This is a genomic window from Psychrobacter sp. NG254 (genome assembly GCF_015277735.1).
Lineage (GTDB): Bacteria > Pseudomonadota > Gammaproteobacteria > Pseudomonadales > Moraxellaceae > Psychrobacter.
Genome location: NZ_JADHDA010000002.1, coordinates 105,627 through 130,412, shown reverse-complemented (window position 1 = coordinate 130,412; position 24,786 = coordinate 105,627). Strand labels below are relative to the sequence as shown.

The following is a 24,786-nucleotide window of genomic DNA, read 5'->3' as shown; positions in this document are numbered from 1 at the left end:
TGTCTTCAATTCAATCGATAGACATCTAAATGGTTTAAAAACGGCTAAATCTTGCCAAACGGCGTCAAATAGCTGACTAATATCTCGATATTGTTTGCGCTATTTTCCTTGTTTGACTGCAATTTATCTCATTTTTATTACCATTTTTAAAATGAAGACACGCCCTAGTCATCTGACTATTTTTAACTACTTTGGATTATCTATATCAACTTCTATGGCTGGAGTTTGTAGCTCTATTTGACGCTTGAGTTGTCGCAGTTGCTCAACCTCATCTAGCAGTTCAAGAATTAAACCAATCGCTGGCACGCTGGCCTCAAAATCGCGACTGAGTCGCGAGGCACGGCGCACGGTCGTCAACTGGTAACCAGTAAATTTTTCATGCTCTGGTACGTCATACTCAATAATACTTTCTTCGATTAACTCGATGACCCATTGGCGCTCTTGGCCACAGGCAGAGACCAGTTCATCTAAGCTCATGATAATGTCGGTAAATTCAGTCGAGTGCTTCATAGCTATTATCCTCGTTTTCTCTTTATATCATCGGTATCGTGTTCATCTCTGCGATTTGTTTCTCACTACAGTGATACCTAACGGTTATCCATACTGTCATTTAACGGCTGATACTGGTGTCAGCAAAGGTTTGCTTTAGCTGCTCATACGCCTGTATCGCCGCATCACTACTGATATCTGGATTGACAATATTTACCGTCAAGTACAAGTCACCTGCTTGCTTGGCAGGGATACCTTTACCCTTCAAACGTAAATTGCTACCAGACTTGCTATTTTTAGGAATGCTCACACCCAGCGTACCTGCTGGTGTACTGACATTGATTTTTTCACCCAATGCCGCCTCCCACGGTGCGATATTGACGGTCTGATAGACATCCGCACCTTCTATCCGAATATTGCTATCGTGGCGAATTTTAACCTTCAAAAATAAATCACCATTTTTGCCGTTACTGCTACCAGCAGCACCTTGCCCTGCTAAGCGGATTTGCTTGCCATCCGTAATACCTTTCGGGATTTTTATTTTGAGCGTCTTGTTATCGTAATCGACAGTACCATTTGGCTGCCTTACTGGAACATTTAGCTTAATACTATAGTCATCACCGTTATAGACTGAAGACAAATCAACGGTAATCTCGGCATGCTGGTCTTGCCCTTTAGTATCTTGTGCACCAAACCCACCACGTTGTGATTGGCCACCCGCCTGCCCATTCGTTGAACCCCGTGCGCCATGACCAAATGCTGAAAAAATATCATCGAAGCGAAAGCCACCATCGCCGTAAGCTTCACCATCACCAAACTGATCCTTGACGTCCTCCCAACGGAATCCTCCTTGACCTGTCGTTGACTGTCCACCAAACCCGCTTGCGCTACTTTGTCCAGCAAATGGATTGTTTAGCATGGCATCGTATTCGGCGCGCTTGTCTTTATCTCTGATGGTTTCGTAAGCGTTATTGATCTCCGCAATCTTATTGTCCGCGTCCGGATGATCGCTGACATCGGGATGATATTGACGAACGAGCTTACGGTATTTTTTTTTGATATCAGCGTCTGAGGCGTCTTTTTTGACCCCTAAAATGTCATAGTAGTTTTTCTCTGCCATGTTATTTTTCCTTACCATCTCAGCTCTTATATTATGTACACAATAGAAAGCACTCAAACCTAATCAGCATTCAGGTACTACCCGCCCATTATGAAAATAACTCGTTGTATGTATATAAGCATACTCTACTTTGGTTCTAGCATCATTCATATTGACGATTATTGAGTAAATGTTAGGTTACTTTAAGCAATGATTTGACTATTTGGACATAAAAAAAGAGCAAACAGTCGCTGTTTGCTCTTTTTCATCAAAGGCTTAATAGTACATCACTTAATGGCTGGTTAATTAGTAAGCAGTATTAGCAATGCAATAATAAGTAATCTTATCGGCAGAACACTTTAGCAGTACGAGGCGTATAAATACCAAAAGTTACCAAACCTAGCGCGATGTCTTTAGCTTCTTGTACCGTTTGTACTTTGGCAACATTCTGAGCACCGCCACATACCTCAGCAGCATTGACAGTCTGCTCTTGTCCAATGCCACTAATAAAGAAAGTCTGTGACTTAGTATATTCTGGGACAGTCTTTTGGGTTGGTTGAATCAGGCCAGTTTGGGTAGCACAACCTGATGCCAACAATACCGAACCCATCACTGCAGTTATTAGTAGTTTTTTCATTATTATCTTTCCTTACTTGCAGTAGACACTGATTTGACGAGGGGTATAGATACCATTAGAGACAACACCTAGTACAACGTTGATGAAATTTGCCTTTGTCTGGATACTGGCCACATTTTGTTGGCCTTGACAGACTTTGGCAGCATCAATTTCTTGCTCTTGACCAAGGCCACTTACAAAAAACGTCTGCATTTTTTCAGCAGATGGTTTTACTGCAGCGTTTGGTGCTTCTAATGATGACACAAGATAATTTTGGGTCGCACATCCTGAAGTCAGAATAGCGAGCAGTGCTACAGCAACTATTTTATTCATATACGGTCTCAATAACTGATATTTGTTTGGTGCGGATGATACTGGCAAACTATCTCCAATGCAACACATTTGTAAGCTAATTTTACGTGACCTTTTACATTGGTAACTTTGACATCTATAAACAGGGTAGGCTCATTCACAGCAAATAAGACCTACTTCTTTCATTTGATAAAATCAAAGAAGTAGGTCTTTACTATTTTATGACCCTGCAGACAGGATGGCATGGCTAACATTGTTGCCGTGGCAACCTTAGGGCAAAAACGTCGGATGATATGCCCCATCTCTATTGTCTTAATTTTAAAAAAATAGGCAGCATTCGCTATATCAGAAGAAATTATTTTAGCAACAACTGAACCAAACCTGATTTTTAATGTAAAACTTCTTCAAAAGAGGATAAAAACAAGTTGCTAGGCAATATAATTAAAATTATGAGAAGAATATGCAATAGATATTCCAGAATAATGTTTAACCTTACGCATTGTACGAAATAGTAAGAATATAGAAAGGTTTATTTACACAAATTTAGGGACTTGTGAGGATTCTCATATAACACTAAGTATGCTATATCGATAGCCCTAGTCTTTATATATTACCTATCTATATTGTATTCCTTGCTTTCCAATATTTTGTCGGCTTCTATATAAGAATCAATCTCTATAAGACCTATTTTGACGCTTATACCATCATTAATTTTTCTCCAAAGTGTATTTTTTCTCTTAAAAAATAGGTATTTGACCTCATGAGTTTTTTACAGAGCAGTAATAATATGACAAGCTCATGCTTGTAGAATCTCCCTATTATTCATACTCATAGGGAGTATAAATAACGTAGGCAAGAGTATCTGTCTATTTTATTAATTGCTTAAAGGTATTAAATGTCTTATTTAATCAAGTCTTTGGTTGTCGCGTTATCACTATTACTTAGCACCACGGTTTTCGCTGCCAATACCAGCTACTACGGTAGTAAGTTTCACGGTAAGCGTACCGCTAGTGGCAGTATCTTTAATATGAACTCCTTAACCGCTGCGCATCGCACGTTACCGTTCGGCACAAAGGTACAAGTGACCAATCAAAAGACAAAGCAGAGCGTAGTCGTAAAAATCACCGATAGAGGCCCTTTTATTGGTGGCCGTATCCTTGATTTATCGAAAGCCGCTGCTGGTGAAATAAACTGTCAGCTTTGTACGACCACGATGAAAATACTGTCGTACGGTGATGGGAAATATCGTAAGGAATGATGTAATAAAAAAGGGATGGCTTACGCCATCCCTTTTTTATATCTGTTATATTAAGTACCAATTATTTAAAAGCTTTATGCAAACTTGGCTTCCATCTCTTCTAATGTCGTCATCGATAGCAACAGCGTCTCTTCGTTATGACTATGCTGCTGCTGTAGCGCGGTCTGCTCATTGAGTAGCACCAGTAAATCAGACTTGCGACTCTCTTCGTACAATGTTGTATCAGCAAGCTTCTCTTCTAGCGTCACAAGCTGGCCATCAATCTTAGCCAATAGCTTTTCGGTCTCTTCGATCTCACGGCGAATAGGAGCTGTCAACTTGCGTTGTTCAGCCGCCAGTTTACGCTGTGCATCTTTACTAAGCGCAGGCTGAGCAGATGGCTGTTGTGATGCTTTTGATTGCTCGTTATTGTTTGATGCAGCAAATTTGTCATCACCTGTTTCACGTGAAACAAACTTCTTATTGGCCTTTTTGTTTTTCTTTTTATTGTTGCCTTTATCCTGAGAGTTTTCCTGTTTGCGCTTTTCTGCCAACCATTTGCCATAGTCGCTGATATCACCATCGAACTCTTCGATGATACCGTCATGCACCAGATACAGCTCATCGCAGACGTTGGCAATCAGTTCACGATCATGCGAGACCAGTACCACTGCCCCTTGGAAACCTTGCAAGGCGATGGTCAACGCTTGACGCATTTGTAAATCTAAATGGTTGGTTGGCTCATCGAGCACAAGGACATTTGGACGTTGCCAAACAATCAATGCTAGTGTCAGACGCGCACGCTCACCACCAGAGAACAACTCACTTGGGGTATCGATACGCTCACCGCGAAAGTCAAAACTGCCTAAGAACGAACGTAGCATCGCATCAGAGGTTTTACCTGCCAGACGACGTAACATTTCTATAGGCGTTGCCTTGGCATCTAGGATATCCATTTGATGCTGGTTAAAATAACCTAACTTCAGGGTATCCGAAACACGATACTTTCCTGTTAATACCCCAAGCTCACCGACTAATGCCTTAATCAACGTTGATTTACCAGCGCCGTTCATACCGAGCAGACCAAGACGTGTATCAGGTGTCACTTGTACATTGGCGTTGTGTAGAAGTGGTGTCTCACTATAGCCGATATCTGCATTGGTCAGCTCAATCAGTGGTGAGCTCATGTTGGCTGGCTCATAGAACTGGAATGAAAACGGGTTGTCTGCCATCATCGGTGACAACTCCGCCATACGCTCTAGCTGCTTGATACGGCTCTGTGCTTGCTTGGCTTTACTGGCTTTGGCACGGAAACGACGAATAAAGTCATCCAAATGCGCCTTAGTCGCTTCTTGCTTTTCAAACGCTTGCTGCTGCTGCGCCATACGCTCGTGACGGGTACGAATGAACTGCTGATAGTTACCCGTATAAAGGGTGATTTTTTGTTGCTCTACATGCAAGATATGACCGACTGTCGCGTCCAAAAACGCTTGATCATGAGAAATCACAATGACCAGACCCATATAGGCATTGATCCATGTCTCAAGCCACAAGATAGCGTCTAAATCCAAATGGTTAGTAGGCTCATCGAGCAACATCAGATCAGCACGGCTCATCAAGGTTTTGGCAAGGTTCAAACGCATGCGCCAACCACCAGAGAACCCTTCTACTGGCAGCTCGTGCTGGCTAGTATTAAAACCAAGACCTGCCATAATTTGCGCCGCTTTGGTCGGTGTACGATAACCATCGATCTCGTCAAACTGCTGGTGCAATACCCCAATCTGCTCGTCACTCACGCTACTCAAATCATTGAGAGCGGCGTTAATCTCATACCACTGCTCATCACCGCTCAATACATAATCAACCGCAGACTGCGTTGTGGCACCCACTTCCTGTGCCATATGCGCCACATGCCAGCTATCAGGGATACTGACCTCGCCTCTATCAAGCGTGACCTCAGTATCGCCTTTACCCATTTGCGTCAATAACAAAGCAAATAAGGTAGATTTGCCCGTGCCGTTGTTGCCCGTCAAGCCAACTTTGTGACCTGGATGGAGCTGGAAGCTTGCACCTGCAAACAATTCACGACCATCACGGCGAACACCAACGTCTTTAAATTCGATCATATAATTTCTTCATCTCAACAATAATATAAATATAGGGCAATAAAAAACACACATGGGGTATGCTATCTGGCGGCTATTATTTCAAACGCTTGGCCTATAGGCAAACGATTAAATAACTATTTCAAAACTAAGCAATTATTTAAGCCAAAGTTATCGTAAAACCTTGGATATTATACAAAGCTAATAGGCTCATGAATACTCGGTATCATGAGGATATTATGATAATATTTTTGGTAGGTAACATTCAGTTAGTCGCGTCACTCTTGACAAACGAATCAATATCCCCATTATGATATACTGCTAAAATATAAGTGGCTTACATACCTTTACCTGATGGCTATAGTATGTAGCGCGACCACAATAACAGCACCCAATTTAGTCAAACGCCGTACGTATCTTTATTTGCCACTATTTAATGGCAAACCCAAACAGGACGACGACCGCATTTGATCCTAGCAACTGAGGTAGATATGAACGAATCAGCCAACCAATTTAATCCAAGCTCAAGTCAGCCAGTAGATCCAACGATATTGAGTCTCACAGACAGCGCGGCACAAAAAGTGCGCCGTCTGCGTGAAGAAGAAGGGGATAGCGACCTCATGCTGCGTGTCTATGTGACGGGTGGCGGCTGCTCAGGGTTCTCTTATGGGTTTAATTTTGCCAATGAGCTGAATGAAGATGATGCCAACTTTGACAACGATGATGTAACGTTGGTCGTGGATTCACTGAGCTATCAGTATTTGCAAGGCTCTACGGTTGACTATACCGAAGGTTTAGAAGGCGCACGGTTTGTCGTGACCAATCCAAACGCGACAACCACTTGCGGCTGTGGCTCATCGTTTTCTATATAATGTGCTTTAAATGTAATCTGATTTAAATGCCTTATATTTGAGATGCTGCGGTGAGCGCTGAAATTGTTTTAGACAGCCTAACGGCATAACAATCAAAGCATCTATCTCTGGGGTAGGTGCTTTTTTTGTCGATATTCTTTGCCAGTATCGACACCTTACTGCCAGTCAGCTCACTAAAAAATACGTGTCAAAACTCGATCAAGTCAGCCCCTCTAAAGCTTATCGTATTTGTAAGCGTCCGTGGTTTTCGACACGGCTTTGAGCTAAACTGACGGAATTATTGACCTAATATTTACCTATTTTATGGACCAACACATTGCGTGTTTCGATCCGCCATAATAAATGACCATAGACGACGATTATGAGTAATTTTGTGAGTAGCTTTGTTGATTTTGAGATTCCCAACTGGTTTGACAGCCAGCATTTGACGGGTATGCTCCGCGGTATCGAAAAAGAAGGGCTGCGTGTGAAGCCAGATGGCTACCTAGCACAAACGCCTCATCCTGCCAAACTGGGGTCAAAACTTACCCATCCTTTTATCACCACGGATTACTCAGAGAGCTTGCTTGAGCTTATCACTGAACCCAAAGCCTCACCAAAAGAGACGCTAAATATGCTGCGCCAGCTGCATGTATTGGTCTATCAGGGTATGCCTGAAGGTGAGCTGATGTGGCCACTATCGATGCCTTGTATGTTGTCCTCTGACGATGCAGACATTCCACTGGCTGATTATGGTAGCTCTAACACTGGTAAGCTAAAAACGCTCTATCGTAGTGGTTTGGGTATTCGTTATGGTCGCCGCATGCAGACCATTGCAGGTCTTCATTACAACTTATCATTCGGTGATGAGCTGTTTGAAACGTGGCAAGCCAAAACGCCAACAGCACAAAGCCAAACGCTAGTAGAGTTTAAAAATGAAAAATACTTAGGCCTTATTCGCAACTTTAAGCGTTTGACCAGCCTAGTCCTATATTTACTAGGTGCCAGTCCAAGCGTCTGTCCTTGTTTCTTAGCAGGCCGCGAGCATGATTTAGAGCTGTTAAATAACTCGACCTATTACAAGCCTACTGCCACCAGTCTGCGTATGGGTAAGCTTGGCTACACCAATAGCGTGCAAGAGCAGCTTGATATTCGTTATAACTATTTGCCAGAGTATGTCGCAGGTCTGCGCCGTGCGATTCAGACACCGCATGACAGCTTTGCCAAGCTTGGTTTAGAAGATGCAGATGGCAATCCGATTCAGATCAATAATCATATTCTGCAAATAGAAAACGAATACTATAGTCCTATCCGACCAAAACAAATTGCCATGAGCGGTGAGACGCCAACCGAAGCACTTGAGCGCCGCGGTATTGCTTATGTGGAATTTCGTGCTATCGATCTCGACCCGTACAGTGATGTCGGTATCCGCCTCTCTAGTGCCTGTTTCCTAGAAGTCATGGCGTTATATTGCTTGTTCAATGAGTCTCCTGATTTGCTCCCTGATGAAGAAGATGCCTTAGCCATCAATCTTGAGCTCGTGGTCAATGAAGGTCGCCGTGATGATTTGCACATCATCAATAACGGTGAAGAGCAATCGCTTGAGAGCTGGATGCTCATGCACTTAGCGCGTATGCAACCGCTTGCCGCATTGCTAGATGCACATTACGGTGGTAACGATTACCGCGCTGCAGTGGCACTAATGCAAGGCAAAGCAGGACATTCTGAGTCGACCATCTCTGCACAGGTCAACTCCGACAGCAAGCGTCTCGGTAGCTTATGGCAACTTGGCTTTACGCTGGCTCAGCAGCATCGTGATTCTCTCTTGCAGCAAACGCTCAGTCCAAACACCCAAGCGAAATATGAGGTATTGGCAGAAAAATCCATTCTCCAGCAAGCTGATATTGAAAAGTCTGAGACAGATGACTTTATGGACTTTTTGCAGCAATACCGCTAGCACTCTGCTAACTCCCTGCTAACTAGGGTCAGTTTGAGATGATTGGGATAAATGGCAGACAAGACTGCGCCTTATACATAGTAGACGGCGCACGTCTGACATCGTATCCATATCATATAAGATTGGCTTTACTACCTATTTTAGATGAATCCATAAGAGTAACCGTATAATGCGACAGCTAACCACCTACCGTAATTTGCAAGTATTTTTGGTCTTGATGTCAATCATAGGAATGAGCTTTGCGTTTTTCTTTTTACAGCGCCACTTGGGTCTAATGCCTTGCCCGCTCTGTATCTTTCAACGTGTGGGTCTGATAATCATGGGCAGTTTTGCCTTGATATCAGCGTTATTTAATCCCAAGTCTAAAGTGGTCAGACTGTTATTGTGGTTTGGTAGCTTGGCAGGGATTGGCTGGGCTACTGCGGTTGCTACGCGTCATGTTTGGCTACAGCATCTACCGGCTGATCAAGTGCCCTCCTGTGGTCCGGGTCTAGACTATTGGCTTGATACCTTGCCTATTTTGCAAGTATTCAAGGAAGTTTTTGCAGGCTCTGGTGAATGCGCCTCAGTCGATTGGACTTTTATGGGGTTGAGTATTCCTGAGCAGTCTTTGATTTTATTTGTCGTACTGCTGATCGTACACGTATTGATATTGATGCGTATTATTAAATCACCTAAGGCTACTCGCATCGCCTAGAACTGTCTTGATTGCATAAGCTTTTCACAACTTGCTCGCAGTATTAAGCGCTCTTTTTAAACAAACAGACATTCATATTTTATTATGTAATGTCTGTTTTTATATCAGCCACTGTTTACTGGCCCTTATAAACCCCATTAGTCATAGCACAAGACTAATGGGGTTCATCGCTAAGCCACTCGATATATCGACCACAACAAAAAGCCCACAGAGATATCTTTAACCCTTTGATATCTTTAAACAGATTGTTTATGAATAGCTAGACTTTAGTTATTCCTATCTTTGCATATCGGGCAATTTGTGCGATTATTATTAGATAATTCAATAAATTACCCGACTTATGTTATTTATAAATCCGTGCTCCTTACTGCCTCTCTGTTCTGACAAGAGCATTACATTGTCGATCAGATGAGAAAACTCTCAAATATTATCTGAAATTGTTTTGGTATGATCATGATATATCTTGCGTCTATTCGTTCTACCACATCTGCTGTCAGTCGCTGGCACCTTTCAATACTAGCAGTGCCGCTATGTCTGCTGCTCGTAGGCTGTGACAGTGCCTCCTCTAATGCTGACCAAGAAATGATGACCAAGATGGCCTCTGTTGATACCGTTGATCAAAATGATCTCTCAAACAGCCTACAAAGTAGTGACGCGTCTCAAGCAGACTCTAATAACTCCAATAATATGGACGAAGTGACAGAAGGCCAATCGCTTATCGCAGCGGCGCAATTCAGCAATGATGCTTATAAACCGTCATCGGCAACGCAATCAGAATCCAAAAGCAGTATGCTACAAGCAACGTTGATGGGCGATTATGGTGGTATGGTGTCTTGTATAGACTGCGATAGTATTGATATTACTCTGAACCTATTTGCAGATGGTTCGGTGTTAAAGTCCAGTAGCTATCACAACCCTGAACGACCACGAAAACCCTTACTTGAATCTGGCATTTATCGTCAAGATAACGATAAAATCACGATTGTTTATGAAAGCAAAAATATTGAAGCTTATCAGATCCAAGACAATCATTTGGTTTTACTCGATAAGCAAGACAATCCAGATAACGACTATACCTTGTCGCGTCAATAAACCTTGCTAGTCAGATTGACCAAAGATAGCCTATTGAATGACGCCTACTTGTTGGGCGTTTTTTATTGGTCATCGAACAGCGTTTACTTTACAATGATTGCTGGTTGATAGCGCCGTTGTCTTGGCAAACATTGGTCAAAAGATGAGCTGTCCTCATGTCAGCAAAGCATCCAAATTCGTATCTTTTATTAGATTTTATTTCCTTTATTCAAGCTTGTACGGAACGTCTATGCATATTCATATTCTTGGTATTTGTGGTACTTTTATGGGCTCGCTAGCGCTGTTAGCACGAGAACTCGGCCATACTGTCACGGGCTCAGATGCCAGTGTTTATCCGCCGATGTCGACCCAACTTGAGAATGCTGGCGTCACGATTGAAGAAGGCTATTTGATCTCACATCTGCAGCCAGCACCCGATCTCGTCGTCGTGGGCAATGCGATGAAGCGCGGCATGGATGTGATTGAGTATATGCTAGATAACGGTCTGCGCTATACCTCAGGGCCACAGTTTTTATCTGAGCAAGTACTGCAATCGCGCCATGTGATCGCCGTTGCTGGTACGCATGGTAAGACGACAACCACCACCATGCTTGCTTGGATACTGCACTACGCGGGTATCGATACGGGGTTTTTGATTGGCGGCGTGCCATTGGTCAATACCACTGATGAGCACTTGCAGCAAGTGTTTGCGCACAGCAGCTACTTGGGTGATGATAAGAATGATGATAGCTCAGATACTGGCTATTTTGTCATTGAAGCCGATGAGTATGACTCTGCGTTTTTTGATAAGCGCTCAAAGTTCGTTCATTACCGTCCGCGTACGGCTATCTTGAACAATCTAGAATTTGATCATGCGGATATCTTCGCAGATCTCAATGCTATCCAGACACAGTTTCATCATATGATACGTATGATTCCAAGCACTGGAAAAATCATCATGCCAGCAGCGACTGACAGTCTAGAGGATACGTTAGCAAAAGGCGTTTGGACACCTGTTTGGCGCACATCCGTGGTTGATGAGAGCACGGCTGACAAAAATGTCAACGATAGCGAATGGCAAGCTGAACTCATGCGCGAAGATGGCAGCCAGTTTCAGGTGAGCTTTGCTGATGATAAAGACGCGACAGCAATCGTAGACTGGTCGATGAGTGGTATTCACAACGTCAATAATGCGCTCGTTGCCGTCGCGGCAGCGTATGATGTTGGCGTGAGCATCTCAACTGCTTGCGCTGCGCTATCGGCCTTTGCTGGTATCAAACGCCGGATGGAGCTGATTGGTGATGTAAATGATATCCTAGTGTTTGATGACTTTGCCCATCATCCAACCGCTATTACCACGACATTAGATGGTGCCAAAAAGAAGCTGTCTGACAGACGTATCTGGGCGATTATTGAGCCGCGTAGCAACACCATGAAAATGGGGATTCACCAAGATAGCTTAGCTGAGTCTGCGGCTCTCGCTGACTATACGCTTTGGTATGAGCCTACTGGACTAGAATGGGGCTTGAGAGAAGTCATCGAACAGGCCACTGCCACAAATGACGCCATTGGTAACCAGCAAGTCATGTCTAGTGTCGATGCTATCATCGAGCATATCATCCATCATGCGCAGGCAGGTGATGCGATTGTGGTGATGTCTAACGGTGGTTTTGAGGGTATTCATCAGCGTTTATTAACTGCACTTCACAGCAAGTAATCCTGTTCGTTAGACTCTATTCTGAATAGTTACCATAGCAAAGAAGCGCGACTATCTTGTCAAAGATAAGTCGCGTTTTTTGTCTCAGCTTTTATAGATTTCGCCATAATACCAGCCCTGACAAATACTCCTATTAGCATTACCACTACCTTTGTAACCTCCCGTTTACCTATTGCCCCTACGTGTTAGCAAATAAGACTGTTTTCTCACATAGCCCGTACACAGGTAACATTTCGTGCTTACTTTTGTGTCTTGCGACTGTTTACAATGTATTCATTAGAGACATAACACATTATAACTATTGATAAATTTAGGAGAACATTATGAGCTTCATTTGGATGATTATTGTAGGTCTAGTCGCAGGTTTATTGGCACGTGCTATTAAACCAGGCAGTGACCCTATGGGTTGGATCATGACCATTGTCTTGGGTATCGTGGGTGCAATGCTTGGTGGACTTATCGCAGGAATGATCGGTATCAATGCAGATGGCGGCTTTACGGGTCTAATCTTTTCGGTAATCGGTGCCATCATACTGCTATTTTTGTATGAGATGATTGTAAATAAACGCCGTGCATAACGGATCATTTAAAAGAACCGTTTAAAATAGAAGCCCTACGCCAAGTAGGGCTTTTTTATGCTGTTCATAATAAGAATTCAGATATTCTCGCTTTATAGAGCATCTTGTGACTGCGAAAGTATTGATAAGCATTACTTTTGTCCCCATTTATCTTATAATATCAACCCTATTTTATCTTATCATTGAGGTGAGCGTTATGGCACTACTCCCTATTCTAAGTTATCCAGATCCTCGTTTGCGCACGATTGCCAAGCCTGTCAAGGAAGTCACTGCTGAAATCAAAACCTTAATCAAAGATATGATTGAGACGATGTATGATGCTCAGGGTATTGGGCTTGCTGCCAGCCAAGTGGATCAGCATCTTCAGCTTATCGTGATCGACTTATCTGAAAATAAAGACAGCCCTCGGGTGTTTATCAACCCAAAAGTCACGCCACTGGTAGAAGAAAAGCAACCGTATGAAGAAGGTTGTTTATCCGTTCCTGAGGTTTATGACAGCGTTGAACGTCCTAATAAAGTGCGTATCGAAGCCTTGGACGAGAATGGCGAAAAAATTGACGAAGAAGTAGAAGGTCTGCTTGCCGTTTGCATCCAGCACGAAATGGATCATCTCAATGGTGTCATATTCGTCGATTATTTGTCTCGCCTCAAGCAAACACGTGCTCGTGATAAAGTACGTAAAGTCCTCAAAATACGCGAAAAGCAAGAAGCCGCTGAAGCCCAACCACAAGCTGCGACCAACGTTTAATCTCTGTATTTGATGTCCCCTATATAATAATGCCTAACGCGGATATTACGACCTAATATCCGCTGTTTGACGATAATTTTTCTAGCAGATACTGTCCTTACTAAAGGTTTACCACTATGACAATGATCAAAATTGACCAATATTTTGACCCTGCCAGCTGGCAGAAATTCACCAAAGCTGCTGAAGGTCGTGAGACGCCTTTTTTGATGGTTGACCTTAGTCGTATTAAGACGAAATATCATGAAATGGTTGGGTTCTTCCCTGATGCAAAAATCCATTATGCAATGAAAGCCAGCCCTGCCGTTGAAGTCATCAACCTACTGGCTACGCTTGGCTCAAACTTTGACTGTGCGTCTATTTATGAGCTTGATCGCGTACTGGACTGCGGTGTAGATGCCTCGCGTATCTCTTACGGCAACACCATCAAAAAAGCCGATCATGTCAAATATGCGTTTGAAAAAGGGGTTGATCTGTATGCCACTGACTCAGAAGCAGATCTAAAAAATATCGCAAAGCATGCACCTGGCTCAAAAATATTTGTACGTATCTTAGTACAAGGGTCGGACACTGCAGAATGGCCGCTATCTCGTAAGTTTGGTTGCCATCCAAACATGGCAATCGAGCTATTGATTCAAGCGCGAGATTTGGGTTTAGTGCCTTATGGCATCTCATTCCATGTGGGCAGTCAGCAAAAGGATGTTGCCGCGTGGGATGATGCCTTAGCCAAGGTCAAATACATGTTTGACTGGATGAAAAATGAAGAAGACATCAAGCTACAAATGATTAACTTGGGCGGTGGTTTTCCAGCCAACTACATCAGTGAAGTGAATCCGATAAAAGTATACGCAGAAGAAATCAAGAGCTATCTAACGGACGATTATAACGAAGATGAGATGCCTGAGATTATTTTAGAGCCAGGTCGCTCGCTAGTAGGTGGCTCAGGGGTGTTGGCGAGTGATGTGATCTTAATATCACGTAAATCTAGCACCGATTTGACTCGCTGGGTATACACCGATGTAGGATTGTTCCAAGGGCTAATCGAGACCCTGGGCGAAGCCATTAAATATCCTGTTTATACTCCTAAGATGGAAACCTCAACCAGCGAAGGTACTGTGGTATTGGCCGGTCCAACGTGTGACTCTACCGATATCATGTATGAAGAAGCAGGGTATCAGTTGCCAGAAGAGCTGGAGATTGGTGACAAAATCTATTGGCTCACCACTGGTGCTTATACCAACTCTTATTCATCAGTCGAGTTCAATGGTTTTCCGCCATTAGACGTGATTTATATTGACTAGTTTTTTGCTCTACTGTTAATAAAAAAGCGCGGCACTTTTGATATTAGTGCCGCGCTTTTTTATGTCCGTCTAACGATATCATTGATAAACAACTACTGTACCAATAATGAAATAGGCACACTGTTATGACTATTGACTGATTGGTTACTGCGATCGTTAGTACTTTGGTTTTGACTGTTTTGAGAGATTTGTCCGATAGTCACCCATTGCCCGCGAGACACGATAATCGTACTATTCAAACGTTGACCTTGAATAGCATGATTAACAGAACTGCTGCGATTATAAGGCGCATTGGATCGCGCGAGTGTCTCTTCCACTTGGGAAAGTTGTACTTCAACTTGTCCCTTGGCAAGCAATCTTGGTGTAACGGCAATTCCTTGAGTGGTTGGAAGCAATACTTGCTGCTGAATAATAATCTGTGGCTTTAGATTATAGTTGGTTGCATAGCGATTGCTGCCATAAGTCTGAGTCAGCGAATAAAGCGTGCCAGTGCTAATGCTCGCAGCGCTACCAGACAGCGTCTGTACTTGGTATAAGTTGCTACCCTGCTGCTGGCTATTGCTTTGATTAATGATTGCGGCACCTTGGATACCGCGATTGCTAATAATGACCTGACTTTGTCTAATATTACTCTGCGTGCTGCTATCATTGCCAACTCGCACAGCAACGGTTAGCGCTTGTGGCTGACCATCAATCTGAGTCAAGAGCGGCTGTACTGCCTGATAATTGGCCGCTGTGGTGTTCAGTACCAGCTTGTCTTGATAAGTTGTGACAGTCCCGCCATCAGCGCTGCTATTTAATTGCTGTCTGACTGCAGGTAATAATGTGTCGCCGCCATAAGTATGGATAACATAGGTGTCATAAGTTACAGCTTGGACAACGACAGGCAGAGCTACCAAACTGATCGCCAAGACTGTGTGACCTGCGTAGCCAATATCTTTGCCAGCAGTGATGGCCCTGCTAAGTGCCTTTACTAAACTCTGTCTAAACGTATCCATGTTTGGCTCCTAGCAGCGACTCATTATTTATTAATATTTAGAGCATGTGGAACATTCGACCATTCAAGTACTTTCTATTCAAGTACTAGTCATTTAATCCAAGCACATCCTGCATATCGTATTGCCCGACTTCTTGTTTGATAATCCAAGTCGCAGCACGCACAGCACCAGCGGCAAAAGTCATGCGCGCACGGGCGCGATGAGTGATCTCAACCACCTCACCGTCAGCGATGAACATCACGGTATGGTCACCGATAATTTCACCACCACGAATCGCATGAATACCAATCGTACCGGCTTCACGCTCGCCTGTTTGCCCTTCGCGGCCATAAACAGCGACGTCTTTTAGATTCTGTCCACGGGCTTCTGCCACGGCTTCTGCCATCATATAAGCCGTACCTGATGGCGCATCGATTTTATGCTTATGATGTGCTTCGATGACCTCTACATCGGCGTCATTGCCAAATGCTTTTGCTGCCATTCCTAGCAACTTCAATGACAGATTCACGCCTGTTGAGTAGTTACCCGCATAAACGATCGCAATCTGCTCACTCGCTTTTGCCAATACCTGCTCTTGCTGCTCGTTGAATCCTGTCGTGCCGATGACCATAGCAACGCCATGCTCAGCACAAATCTGCATGTTTTTTTCGGTGGCATCAGGCAGACTGAAATCAATCAGCACGTCGATATTACTGATTACAGCCTGTAGATCATCAACGATTTGCACGTCTAAGCATCCAACAGCAGCGACTTCTCCTGCATCTGCGCCGACGAGGCTAGATCCTTGGCGTTCAATCGCAGCTTTAAGCATAGTTTGCGGGTTGTTTTGTACGGCTTCGATGAGCATACGACCCATACGACCACCTGCCCCAATCACACCGACTTTGATGGTTTGTACTTTTGCTTGTTGACTCATATCTTTGTCCTAAATGCTTTGTTTTTAGTAAAGGTGCTTTTAAATACTATTTGTCGTAAGTTTAGCAAATATCATCCGATGAGGGGTCTTTTATGCAGCCAATAAAAAGCCCAAACGTTTCATGTGAAACCTTTGGGCTAATTTAAATTATAACTACTTAGGAGTAGTCATTCTTAATCAAACAAGTCACTAATCTTTTTAAAGAAAGACTTTTTATGCGGCGACTGTTGATGCTTGCTATCGTCATCTAAGGTATCTTGGAATTGACGTAACAGATCTTTTTGCTCACCCGTTAGGTTCACTGGTGTCTCGATGATGACACGGCAAATCAAATCACCTTTCATCGTGGTACGTACTGGCGTCACACCTCGGCCACGCACACGCAACAATTTACCGCTCTGCGTACCTTCTGCCACCTTGATTTTCACTTTACCATCTAAGGTTGGAATCTCAACTTCTTTACCTAATGCAGCATCAGTGATGCTGACAGGCACATCCATATAGAGATCAGCGCCTTGACGCGTGAACACATTATGCGATTTGACACGTACTTCGACGTATAAGTCGCCGTTTTGTACACCAGCACCGCCTGCTTCGCCTTCACCTGACAAGCGTACGCGATCACCGTCATCAACGCCTGCTGGAATAGACACTTCTAGCGTACGTGATTTGTCTTTGACCCCATTACCGTGACAATCAGAGCAAGGGTTTTTGATTTGTTTACCAGTACCGCCGCAATGAGGACATGCTTGCTGCACAGCAAAGAAACCTTGCTGCATACGGACTTGGCCTTGTCCATGACAGGTCTGACAAGTCACAATATCAGACGCGTTTTTTGCGCCTTTACCATCACAAGTTTCACAAGGTGCAGGAGCCGTAAAGCTGATTTCTTTTTTGCAGCCGCGTACCGCTTCTTCTAAGGTCAGCTCAATCACATAACGCAAATCCGAACCACGACGTGAACGTCCACCGCCGCCGCCGCCACGCTGTTGACCGAAAATATCGCCAAAATTGCCGAAAATATCGCCAAAAATATCTTGGAAGTTGCCGCCGCCTGCACCGCCGAATCCGCCACCACCCATGCCGTTTTCGAAGGCTGCATGACCCATACGGTCGTATGCTGAACGCTTCTCTGCATCGCTCAGCACTTCATAGGCCATCGACGCTTCTTTAAATTTATCTTCAGCATCAGGGTCATCAGAGTTGCGATCTGGATGATATTTCATGGCAAGCTTACGGTAGGCTCGCTTAACTTCTTTGTTGTCAGCGGTCTTGCTGACACCTAATATTTCATAAAAATCGCGTTTACTCATGGTTTCTCCTATCGTCCTTACAGTACCACCGGTTTATCAGCTCATCCGCTCCAATCAACGACTGTCTTAACCTCGTACAATCAATCTACAAGGTTTCACATGAAACATAGAAAACGAACGTTTCATAAACAGGTCTAAGATTTTAAGAAGAGCAGTGCATGACTCTGACGAACAAATACGGTGGAGGGCTGCTTAGCCAAATCAATTATAAAAAGTTTGCGCTATTTATGGAGATGGTCTGCTGAATTATCAAGCTTTGGGCTGATGAAATTCGTGACCGGTGCTGATTAATGGAGATACACAGTTTATTAAGAACGCTATAAAGCTTTTCATACCTGAATCACCTGCACTCGTGATAATATCTATCGCCATAACTGATGACATTTGTGACAAGGTGCCAAGTCTTATGAAAAAGCTGATTGTTTTATTGATAGTAATTGCCATTGCAATCTATGCAGGCTCTCCTTATTACAGTGCCTATCAGCTCAAAAATGCTTATGACGAAAAGGATGGCGCAACCATCGCAGCAGCCATCAATTATGAGCAAGTACGACCAAGCATCCAAAACCAGTTAACTGGCCAGTTTGCCACGACGATGACGAAGTACCCTCTCATCTCTGAGCTGGGCGGTGAGCCGTTGACTGAGGCTGCCAATGGCTTTATTACCAAAGCCGTCGATGGTGCTATCACCCCACAAAACATCGAAAAGGTCATCAACACTCAAGGGCAAGCCAACACAGCCACCAAAGAGCTGGCCGCTGCATGGGCCATCGCTAGCGATCAGGTTGACCTCAAAAACCTCATTCAGTCTTTAATCATTCAACGCGGTGACGTCGATGCCGTGGTCAAAAGCCAAATGGAAGGCGTCATGAAAAAACAAGCTGCCGAACTTGAGCAACAAGTCGCACAAGGCAATGACAGCGAGAAGCCATCACTGAGCTACTGCGGTATCAATTGCTTTAGCGTGAGTGGTCAAGTGAAAGGTTATCCGTTGACTATCGAGATGCAGCGTGAAGGACTGATCAACTGGAAAATCGTAGATATCGTCTTGCCATAGGTTATTTAAGACAGTTTTTGAGACACGGAAGCTTCTATAAAAAACGCTAAAAAAACCGCCTTATGAATCAGCTCATAAGGCGGTTTTTTATGGCTTGCGCTAAGTGCTTAAGATATCAAAACACTGAAGGCCTAAAGGATGGGCTAAAAAGAAAAGCCAAAAAGCAGGACTAAAAATATTTAATGCTGCCGATAAATTATTCAATGCCTAAAAATTCTAGAAACTCAGGGCTTTCAAAGCTTGCTTGGTAGAGCACCCCATCTTCACGGTAGATAGCAGGCGTCGCCATTACCGCGAGTCCAGCCGCTATTTCACGGTTCGGCGTTATATGATCGGTATTACAGTTCGCTGATGCAGGTGTCATCTCACCTGTTAGCATTGCTTTATCAAATGCTTGACGGCGACTGTCTTCATCAGCCTGACACCAGATACCACGCATTTGCGCAGGTGACGCCTCATATATCGGGTAGCCGATGACATTGACCGTCACACCTTTGGCATTGAGCATCGGTACTTGCTTATGAAACAGGCGGCAATAAGGACAGTTCACGTCGTCAGCGATATAGATAACAGCGCGCTCGGCACTGGTCGCTGGATAAGTAATCAGTTGGCTCTTATCCAACGTCGCAAACACAGATTGATTTTTGCGTTTTTCAAAGTTCTCATCGAGCCCAATAAACTGACCATTTTCAATGACAGATATCTCGCCATCAGTAATGTACTGTGCATCATCTGACAATAAAAACGGCACGCCCTCTAACGTCGCGCCCCAGATCACACCCGGTACGGCAGTGTAAAAGAATGGCGTTTTCGCACTCATGTTTTTCAGTGCAGCCATATTTGCTAGCATGTCAGATTTGACACTCGCACTGACAGGTTTGCCTACCTGCGCACTCGTGCTGCGTACGGGGGTTTTGGTCACTACCCGCTTGCTTGGGTTCTTTTGTAGCTCACCTTGGATGACATATTTACCATCTTCAGTGATATGTAGTGGCAACTGCCCAGCCAAATCGACTTGATACATATTGGGTAATTTGGACGGCACAATAGCGGTAATTTGCGTTTTGATGCCTGCTTGAGTCAGTACTTGGCGCAGTCGCTTATCGACAGTCGAACTCACCGCTTCAACCGTTTGCGAGCTTTGGCTATTTTGACCGGGTTGAGTGCTGGTCGCGTCCGCTGAACTTGGCTGCGCGCAAGCGGTGGTTGCTAGTAGTATCACACTGATCAAACTGGCTGATTTTAGTACAGGTAATGTCACAGAGAGAGTCCTATCTGGTGTTTAATCATAGCGGCTTTCAACATTTGGCTTTGCTGAGTCAGCCATACTAAAGTCGCAATAAAAAATGATGATATAAAGATATAGATAGAAAAGACTGTAGCATATGGGATGGTTTTGCGACGTGTTAAATGACTCATGTCGCAAAACTGCTACCTAGCTTTAAGAGATAGGCAACACAAGTTACTGCTAGACATAACGCTATAGTCAGAGAACTACTAAACGGCTATGGCGTTACCCTCCCTAGACGTACTATTTGTACAATCTGCAGTCGGCTGCCTTGTAACCATTTTAGACTTCTTTGACTATATGATAATGAGCTCAAAAAGAGAGTGGCTATAAAACGATGAATCAAAAAAAGCAGCACACTATATAGTGGCTGCTCCTAATTCACGAAACGATAATCTACAAACTAACAGTGCTAAGCGTTAAGACTAAGCATTAAGCCGCTCAATCATTAAAATTTGGCCACTTCTTCTGGAGTCAAAAAGCGACTGTCGCCTTTTTCTAGACCTTCTAGCGAGACATGACCGATACTGGCGCGATGTAGCTCAGTGACTCTGTTGCCAAAGTAGCCCATCATACGCTTAACCTGATGGTATTTGCCTTGCTCTAGTGTCAGACGAGCATGCGTCTCATCGATGAACTCAAGCACGGCAGGCTTGGTTTCTTCGTGGTCGCCTTCGAGCAAGATACCTTCCGCTACTTCTTTGACCGCGTTTACCTGAGCATCGCTATCCATCGCATCAGCTAACGTCAGCTCATAGACTTTTGCGTGTTCGTGCTTAGGACTAGTAACACGATGCAGCCAGCCGCCGTCATCACTCATTAGCAGTGCACCTGTGGTATCGACATCGAGTCGACCAGCGATACGCATGCTGCCCAATTCTGGTACTGCAATCAGTTCGGTGACGATTGGATACTCTTTAACTTTGAGCGTACATTCAAAGCCTTCAGGCTTATACAACAAGATATAGCGATTGCCAGCAGCGACCGACAATGGCTCGCCTGCCCACATCACTTCATCATTGACGATATCGACATGTAGACCGGGATCTTTGACCACTTGATCGTTTACGGTGATTTCGCCGGCGTGCATAATCTTTTTCGATTCTTTACGCGACAGCTCAGTGGCTTTACTAATAAATTTATCTAAACGCATACTATTTACTACCATCGGTTTTATTATACCAGCCCTAAATCAGAAACTAACGATGCCAGCACTCAGCCGTGAGCGGCTCGTTATCTTCGATGGTTAGAAATGGTACTATAATGAAAATTAAATGAACACTGTGCCAAATATGGACAGCAGTGAAAGTTATGCCAGTTTAACATATCCAACCTAAGCCTGATGAAATATGAGCTATCAAACGCTAAAACGTGCGGTCAACACTCGACTAGAAATCAAAAAATCCGAGTTTATTGCTTACGCCTATCCTGTGACCTCCCGTGAGCAAGCAATGTTTCACGTGGAACAGCTACGCGGTGAGTACACAGATGCGCGTCACTTCTGCTGGGCCTATATCGTGGGCGACCCTGATAACACCACCAGTGCAGGGTTTGATGATGATGGCGAACCAAGCGGTACGGCAGGCAGGCCGATATTAAACGTCCTTCAGCACAAGTCCATCGGCAATGTCATTATCATCGTGGTGCGTTACTTCGGTGGTATCAAGTTGGGTGCTGGCGGTCTCACCCGTGCTTATGCAGGCTCTGCCCAAGCGGTCGTCGACGAGATGATATTAAGCCCCTACGTACCCATGACACAGATTCAGATACTGGCAACGTTTGCGACTGAAGCACAGTGCCGCTATATCATAGAGAATCTCGGCGGTCACATTGACGATGTCACCTACAGCAAACAAGTGACCCTAACCGCCACACTTGCTGAGGTAGATATTGAACCTTTAAGGGAGCGTCTAGCAATGGATGGGCGCGTAGTAGACAATCCAGAAAATTAAAACAAATTTGGTTGAAGACTCTCATCACCATTTTAATAGTTTTTTTCAATGTGCTTATTCGACGAAAATGTTTCAGCTAAGTGAGTCAGTCGCCATTTTTCATTAACCGTTTTCAGTAGCTATTTTCAGTAATCATGCGTTCACTGAAAATCATTGGTTTTCACCATTGCTGACGTTATGATAAAGCACTGCTATTAAACAACACTACTTTTCAACGATGATTAAATAAGACCACTATATGTCAACTTCAACCACACCTTTTGCTCCAGTGCCTTTTAAGCCACCCTTTTGGCTAACCAATCCACATTTGCAGAGCATCTTGCCCAAGTTCTTTGCACCCAAAGCACCGACGTATCGCCGCGTGGTAATGCAAGATTCCTTAAGTGAAACCGATATTGCTTACGACTTTTATGATGCGCATCCTGTAGAGGCATCAAAAGATGGTGAGCTTGAGCAAACGCCATTGATTGTGCTATTTCATGGTATGGAAGGCAGCAGCGATAGCCATTATGCTCGCGCACTGGCATATCAAATGCATGCGCAAGGCTGGCATTTTGTGGTGGTGCACTTTCGTAGTTGTGGCGGTATTCCAGCTAATGGTCGAGTTTTTTACAATGCGGGTGATACTGCCGAGGTGCATCACGCGCTACAAAACTTACGTGCGCAGTATGCAAATATCTATGCGGCTGGCGTGTCACTCGGTGGTAATGCACTAGCGAAGTACATGGGCGAGTATAGTGACGAAGCTATCTGCAAAGGCGCTGCGGTCATCTCTGCTCCCGTTGATATGTCGTCAGCGGCCATTACCATGCACAGCTTTTTGAGTCATCGTATCTATACGCCTTATTTGCTCAATCCAATTATTAAAAAAGCACTGGCGAACGATATTACCAAAGAAGAAATTGATGCTATCAAAGCTGTCAATCGTATCAGCGATTTCGATGATATCTTCACCGCCCCGCGTCATGGCTACCGCTCTAACAATCACTATTATCACTCTTCTTCTGCCCTACCTTATTTGATCAACGTAACCAAGCCTCTACTATTAATTAGTGCAAAAGACGATCCTTTCATTGGCTTTACCGCGACGCCAAATGATGTCTCTGATAGTGTCACCATTTTAGATACCCCGCACGGTGGTCATATTGGCTATTTGCGTTATCGCTCAGACAAACATTCAGAAAATAGCGCAGACAGTTCTTCAGTAAACGGTCAATCTACTGATGATAAATCTAACGTTAAGCCATCTGGAACCAAGGGTGAAAAAGCAAAAACCTCAAAGTTCGATATCAACTGGATACCTGAGACTGTCAGTGCTTATTTTAATTATATTGGCGTGGCTTCTATTAAAGAACCTTATCAAGATGCGGTCTCTGACAATCAATAATCATTGCCATAGATGACAAAATAATAACGCCAACGTTTATAAACTTTTGAGAGTGTTCTATGTACCCATTTATCCGTTATGCCGCCACCATCGCTCATGCCGCCCTCAAAGCAAAACGAGGCGATACCTTGACGTTCAAGGATACCAGTGAGATTCAATTTCGCTGCCGCTTATCTGATATCGATAACTTTTTGGAGATGAATAACGGCCGCGTATTCACGCTGTATGATTTGGGGCGTATGGATTTTGCGGTACGGACTGGGCTTGGCAATCAGCTACTAAAACAGCGTTGGGGTTTGGTCATCGCTGGCAGTACCATCCAATATCGTAAGCGTATTCGCGCCTTTCAAAAAGTCACGCTAAAAACCAAAATCGTCGGTATCGATGCGCGTTGGCTCTATATCGAGCAATCAATGTGGGTCAAGGGCCAGCCCTGCTCATCTGCGCTACTGCGTACGGGTGTGACCAAAGGCGGACGAGTGATCGACACGGCACAAGTGCTGGCAGCATTGGGGCAGTCTGAGTGGGAGCTACCGCCAACGGGCTACGTCGCCGAATGGATAGAGAGCGATGCTGATCGTCCGTGGCCGCCAGTAAGCTAGGTAACTCAAGCGATACTGTTTGATAACAATACATTATATAAAAAAGTATAACAAATGGTACTCTATTAGCCAGTCAGTTATTTACTATGACAAAACGCTAATAGGAGAACCATATGGTTAATACAACAGATTACGTCGGTACGTTATTTGATAATAGCGAATCAAACCCAAGTAAAATCACGCTAGCCTTTACGATGGCTGGTGTGGCACTGAAAAAAGGGCATTCTGCGTCAGTGATATTGATGGTAGATGCAGTACATTTGGCATTGCCCAATGCTTTGGCAAAAGTGGATATTGGTGCACCGTTTGAACCTACTGGCGAGTTATTAGAAGTCTTTATTGAAAAAGGTGGCCAAGTATTGGTCTGTAGTGCCTGTATGAAACACAACGGTATCGGAGAGTCAGCCATCGATAAGCGCTTCACGGTCATCAGTGGTGACGATGTGGTTGAGCTATTGATGAATGCGAAAGGGTCATTGCAGTTGAGTTAATAATAAA

The 24,786-nt window shown here is 44.1% G+C and carries 24 protein-coding genes; 14 read left to right on the top strand and 10 right to left on the bottom strand.

Annotated elements, in window-relative coordinates:
- Positions 1–186: 186 nt before the first annotated feature.
- The 4 genes from IP510_RS03210 to IP510_RS03195 all read right to left on the bottom strand — a co-directional run bounded on the left by IP510_RS03210 (position 187) and on the right by IP510_RS03195 (position 2,537).
- The gene (locus tag IP510_RS03210; protein WP_194363364.1) at positions 187–510 is read right to left on the bottom strand and encodes a chaperone modulator CbpM; all 324 of its coding nucleotides are present in this window, start codon (positions 508–510) and stop codon (positions 187–189) included.
- 100 nt (positions 511–610) lie between these two features.
- Positions 611–1,609: a DnaJ C-terminal domain-containing protein gene (locus tag IP510_RS03205; protein ID WP_194363363.1), complete on the bottom strand. Its 999-nt coding sequence runs from the start codon at positions 1,607–1,609 to the stop codon at positions 611–613.
- A 322-nt stretch (positions 1,610–1,931) separates the two neighbouring features.
- On the bottom strand, positions 1,932–2,225 hold the full coding sequence (locus IP510_RS03200) for a Bor family protein (RefSeq protein WP_194363362.1): 294 nt from the start codon (positions 2,223–2,225) through the stop codon (positions 1,932–1,934).
- A gap of 12 nt (positions 2,226–2,237) precedes the next feature.
- Complete coding sequence (locus IP510_RS03195) at positions 2,238–2,537, bottom strand: Bor family protein (RefSeq protein WP_194363361.1); 300 nt, start codon at positions 2,535–2,537, stop codon at positions 2,238–2,240.
- Positions 2,538–3,411: 874 nt separating this feature from the next.
- Between IP510_RS03195 and IP510_RS03190 the strand changes: the two genes are divergently transcribed.
- The gene (locus IP510_RS03190) at positions 3,412–3,774 is read left to right on the top strand and encodes a septal ring lytic transglycosylase RlpA family protein (RefSeq protein WP_194363360.1); all 363 of its coding nucleotides are present in this window, start codon (positions 3,412–3,414) and stop codon (positions 3,772–3,774) included.
- Between the two features lie 74 nt (positions 3,775–3,848).
- Here IP510_RS03190 and IP510_RS03185 read toward each other — a convergent pair whose 3' ends face one another.
- A complete protein-coding gene (locus IP510_RS03185; protein ID WP_194363359.1) occupies positions 3,849–5,879 on the bottom strand; it encodes an ABC-F family ATP-binding cassette domain-containing protein in 2,031 nt (676 codons plus the stop codon).
- A 470-nt stretch (positions 5,880–6,349) separates the two neighbouring features.
- Between IP510_RS03185 and erpA the strand changes: the two genes are divergently transcribed.
- The 8 genes from erpA to IP510_RS03145 all read left to right on the top strand — a co-directional run bounded on the left by erpA (position 6,350) and on the right by IP510_RS03145 (position 14,775).
- A complete protein-coding gene (gene erpA / locus IP510_RS03180) occupies positions 6,350–6,730 on the top strand; it encodes an iron-sulfur cluster insertion protein ErpA (RefSeq protein ID WP_227669445.1) in 381 nt (126 codons plus the stop codon).
- Between the two features lie 361 nt (positions 6,731–7,091).
- Positions 7,092–8,666, top strand: a complete 1,575-nt coding sequence (gshA, locus tag IP510_RS03175; protein ID WP_194363358.1) for a glutamate--cysteine ligase — start codon at positions 7,092–7,094, stop codon at positions 8,664–8,666.
- 169 nt (positions 8,667–8,835) lie between these two features.
- Entirely contained in the window at positions 8,836–9,363 is a 528-nt protein-coding gene (locus tag IP510_RS03170; protein ID WP_194363357.1) for a disulfide bond formation protein B, read from the top strand.
- 453 nt (positions 9,364–9,816) lie between these two features.
- Entirely contained in the window at positions 9,817–10,455 is a 639-nt protein-coding gene (locus IP510_RS03165) for a copper resistance protein NlpE N-terminal domain-containing protein (protein WP_194363356.1), read from the top strand.
- 229 nt (positions 10,456–10,684) lie between these two features.
- Entirely contained in the window at positions 10,685–12,151 is a 1,467-nt protein-coding gene (gene mpl, locus IP510_RS03160; RefSeq protein ID WP_194363355.1) for a UDP-N-acetylmuramate:L-alanyl-gamma-D-glutamyl-meso-diaminopimelate ligase, read from the top strand.
- 323 nt (positions 12,152–12,474) lie between these two features.
- Positions 12,475–12,729 (top strand): GlsB/YeaQ/YmgE family stress response membrane protein, encoded by a 255-nt coding sequence (locus tag IP510_RS03155; protein WP_194363354.1) that lies wholly within the window; start codon positions 12,475–12,477, stop codon positions 12,727–12,729.
- 196 nt (positions 12,730–12,925) lie between these two features.
- A complete protein-coding gene (def, locus tag IP510_RS03150; protein ID WP_194363353.1) occupies positions 12,926–13,477 on the top strand; it encodes a peptide deformylase in 552 nt (183 codons plus the stop codon).
- 122 nt (positions 13,478–13,599) lie between these two features.
- Positions 13,600–14,775, top strand: coding sequence for a type III PLP-dependent enzyme (locus IP510_RS03145; protein WP_194363730.1), 1,176 nt, complete (start codon positions 13,600–13,602; stop codon positions 14,773–14,775).
- 92 nt (positions 14,776–14,867) lie between these two features.
- Here IP510_RS03145 and IP510_RS03140 read toward each other — a convergent pair whose 3' ends face one another.
- From IP510_RS03140 to dnaJ, 3 genes are all read right to left on the bottom strand, one after another.
- A complete protein-coding gene (locus IP510_RS03140) occupies positions 14,868–15,773 on the bottom strand; it encodes a hypothetical protein (protein ID WP_194363352.1) in 906 nt (301 codons plus the stop codon).
- 85 nt (positions 15,774–15,858) lie between these two features.
- A complete protein-coding gene (gene dapB, locus IP510_RS03135; RefSeq protein WP_194363351.1) occupies positions 15,859–16,689 on the bottom strand; it encodes a 4-hydroxy-tetrahydrodipicolinate reductase in 831 nt (276 codons plus the stop codon).
- A 173-nt stretch (positions 16,690–16,862) separates the two neighbouring features.
- Entirely contained in the window at positions 16,863–18,002 is a 1,140-nt protein-coding gene (gene dnaJ, locus IP510_RS03130; RefSeq protein ID WP_194363350.1) for a molecular chaperone DnaJ, read from the bottom strand.
- A 406-nt stretch (positions 18,003–18,408) separates the two neighbouring features.
- Here dnaJ and IP510_RS03125 point away from each other — a divergent pair, with 406 nt between their 5' ends.
- On the top strand, positions 18,409–19,059 hold the full coding sequence (locus IP510_RS03125) for a DUF2939 domain-containing protein (RefSeq protein ID WP_194363349.1): 651 nt from the start codon (positions 18,409–18,411) through the stop codon (positions 19,057–19,059).
- A gap of 196 nt (positions 19,060–19,255) precedes the next feature.
- Here the strand turns inward: IP510_RS03125 and IP510_RS03120 are convergent, their stop codons facing one another.
- Both IP510_RS03120 and IP510_RS03115 read right to left on the bottom strand, forming a co-directional pair.
- A complete protein-coding gene (locus IP510_RS03120) occupies positions 19,256–20,320 on the bottom strand; it encodes a disulfide isomerase DsbC N-terminal domain-containing protein (RefSeq protein WP_194363348.1) in 1,065 nt (354 codons plus the stop codon).
- A gap of 475 nt (positions 20,321–20,795) precedes the next feature.
- Entirely contained in the window at positions 20,796–21,500 is a 705-nt protein-coding gene (locus tag IP510_RS03115; protein ID WP_194363347.1) for a pseudouridine synthase, read from the bottom strand.
- A 196-nt stretch (positions 21,501–21,696) separates the two neighbouring features.
- Between IP510_RS03115 and IP510_RS03110 the strand changes: the two genes are divergently transcribed.
- From IP510_RS03110 to IP510_RS03095, 4 genes are all read left to right on the top strand, one after another.
- Complete coding sequence (locus IP510_RS03110) at positions 21,697–22,299, top strand: YigZ family protein (RefSeq protein ID WP_194363346.1); 603 nt, start codon at positions 21,697–21,699, stop codon at positions 22,297–22,299.
- A 238-nt stretch (positions 22,300–22,537) separates the two neighbouring features.
- Complete coding sequence (locus IP510_RS03105; RefSeq protein WP_194363345.1) at positions 22,538–23,686, top strand: YheT family hydrolase; 1,149 nt, start codon at positions 22,538–22,540, stop codon at positions 23,684–23,686.
- 59 nt (positions 23,687–23,745) lie between these two features.
- Complete coding sequence (locus IP510_RS03100) at positions 23,746–24,288, top strand: acyl-CoA thioesterase (RefSeq protein WP_194363344.1); 543 nt, start codon at positions 23,746–23,748, stop codon at positions 24,286–24,288.
- A gap of 113 nt (positions 24,289–24,401) precedes the next feature.
- Positions 24,402–24,779 (top strand): DsrE family protein, encoded by a 378-nt coding sequence (locus IP510_RS03095; RefSeq protein ID WP_194363343.1) that lies wholly within the window; start codon positions 24,402–24,404, stop codon positions 24,777–24,779.
- The last annotated feature ends 7 nt before the right edge of the window (positions 24,780–24,786 follow it).

Bases quoted from the DNA above. Each gene is read 5' to 3' on its own strand.
- IP510_RS03210 (WP_194363364.1), bottom strand. From the start codon at position 510: ATGAAGCACTCGACTGAATTTACCGACATTATCATGAGCTTAGATGAA.
- IP510_RS03205 (WP_194363363.1), bottom strand. From the start codon at position 1,609: ATGGCAGAGAAAAACTACTATGACATTTTAGGGGTCAAAAAAGACGCC.
- IP510_RS03200 (WP_194363362.1), bottom strand. From the start codon at position 2,225: ATGAAAAAACTACTAATAACTGCAGTGATGGGTTCGGTATTGTTGGCA.
- IP510_RS03195 (WP_194363361.1), bottom strand. From the start codon at position 2,537: ATGAATAAAATAGTTGCTGTAGCACTGCTCGCTATTCTGACTTCAGGA.
- IP510_RS03190 (WP_194363360.1), top strand. From the start codon at position 3,412: ATGTCTTATTTAATCAAGTCTTTGGTTGTCGCGTTATCACTATTACTT.
- IP510_RS03185 (WP_194363359.1), bottom strand. From the start codon at position 5,879: ATGATCGAATTTAAAGACGTTGGTGTTCGCCGTGATGGTCGTGAATTG.
- erpA (WP_227669445.1), top strand. From the start codon at position 6,350: ATGAACGAATCAGCCAACCAATTTAATCCAAGCTCAAGTCAGCCAGTA.
- gshA (WP_194363358.1), top strand. From the start codon at position 7,092: ATGAGTAATTTTGTGAGTAGCTTTGTTGATTTTGAGATTCCCAACTGG.
- IP510_RS03170 (WP_194363357.1), top strand. From the start codon at position 8,836: ATGCGACAGCTAACCACCTACCGTAATTTGCAAGTATTTTTGGTCTTG.
- IP510_RS03165 (WP_194363356.1), top strand. From the start codon at position 9,817: ATGATATATCTTGCGTCTATTCGTTCTACCACATCTGCTGTCAGTCGC.
- mpl (WP_194363355.1), top strand. From the start codon at position 10,685: ATGCATATTCATATTCTTGGTATTTGTGGTACTTTTATGGGCTCGCTA.
- IP510_RS03155 (WP_194363354.1), top strand. From the start codon at position 12,475: ATGAGCTTCATTTGGATGATTATTGTAGGTCTAGTCGCAGGTTTATTG.
- def (WP_194363353.1), top strand. From the start codon at position 12,926: ATGGCACTACTCCCTATTCTAAGTTATCCAGATCCTCGTTTGCGCACG.
- IP510_RS03145 (WP_194363730.1), top strand. From the start codon at position 13,600: ATGATCAAAATTGACCAATATTTTGACCCTGCCAGCTGGCAGAAATTC.
- IP510_RS03140 (WP_194363352.1), bottom strand. From the start codon at position 15,773: ATGGATACGTTTAGACAGAGTTTAGTAAAGGCACTTAGCAGGGCCATC.
- dapB (WP_194363351.1), bottom strand. From the start codon at position 16,689: ATGAGTCAACAAGCAAAAGTACAAACCATCAAAGTCGGTGTGATTGGG.
- dnaJ (WP_194363350.1), bottom strand. From the start codon at position 18,002: ATGAGTAAACGCGATTTTTATGAAATATTAGGTGTCAGCAAGACCGCT.
- IP510_RS03125 (WP_194363349.1), top strand. From the start codon at position 18,409: ATGAAAAAGCTGATTGTTTTATTGATAGTAATTGCCATTGCAATCTAT.
- IP510_RS03115 (WP_194363347.1), bottom strand. From the start codon at position 21,500: ATGCGTTTAGATAAATTTATTAGTAAAGCCACTGAGCTGTCGCGTAAA.
- IP510_RS03110 (WP_194363346.1), top strand. From the start codon at position 21,697: ATGAGCTATCAAACGCTAAAACGTGCGGTCAACACTCGACTAGAAATC.
- IP510_RS03105 (WP_194363345.1), top strand. From the start codon at position 22,538: ATGTCAACTTCAACCACACCTTTTGCTCCAGTGCCTTTTAAGCCACCC.
- IP510_RS03100 (WP_194363344.1), top strand. From the start codon at position 23,746: ATGTACCCATTTATCCGTTATGCCGCCACCATCGCTCATGCCGCCCTC.
- IP510_RS03095 (WP_194363343.1), top strand. From the start codon at position 24,402: ATGGTTAATACAACAGATTACGTCGGTACGTTATTTGATAATAGCGAA.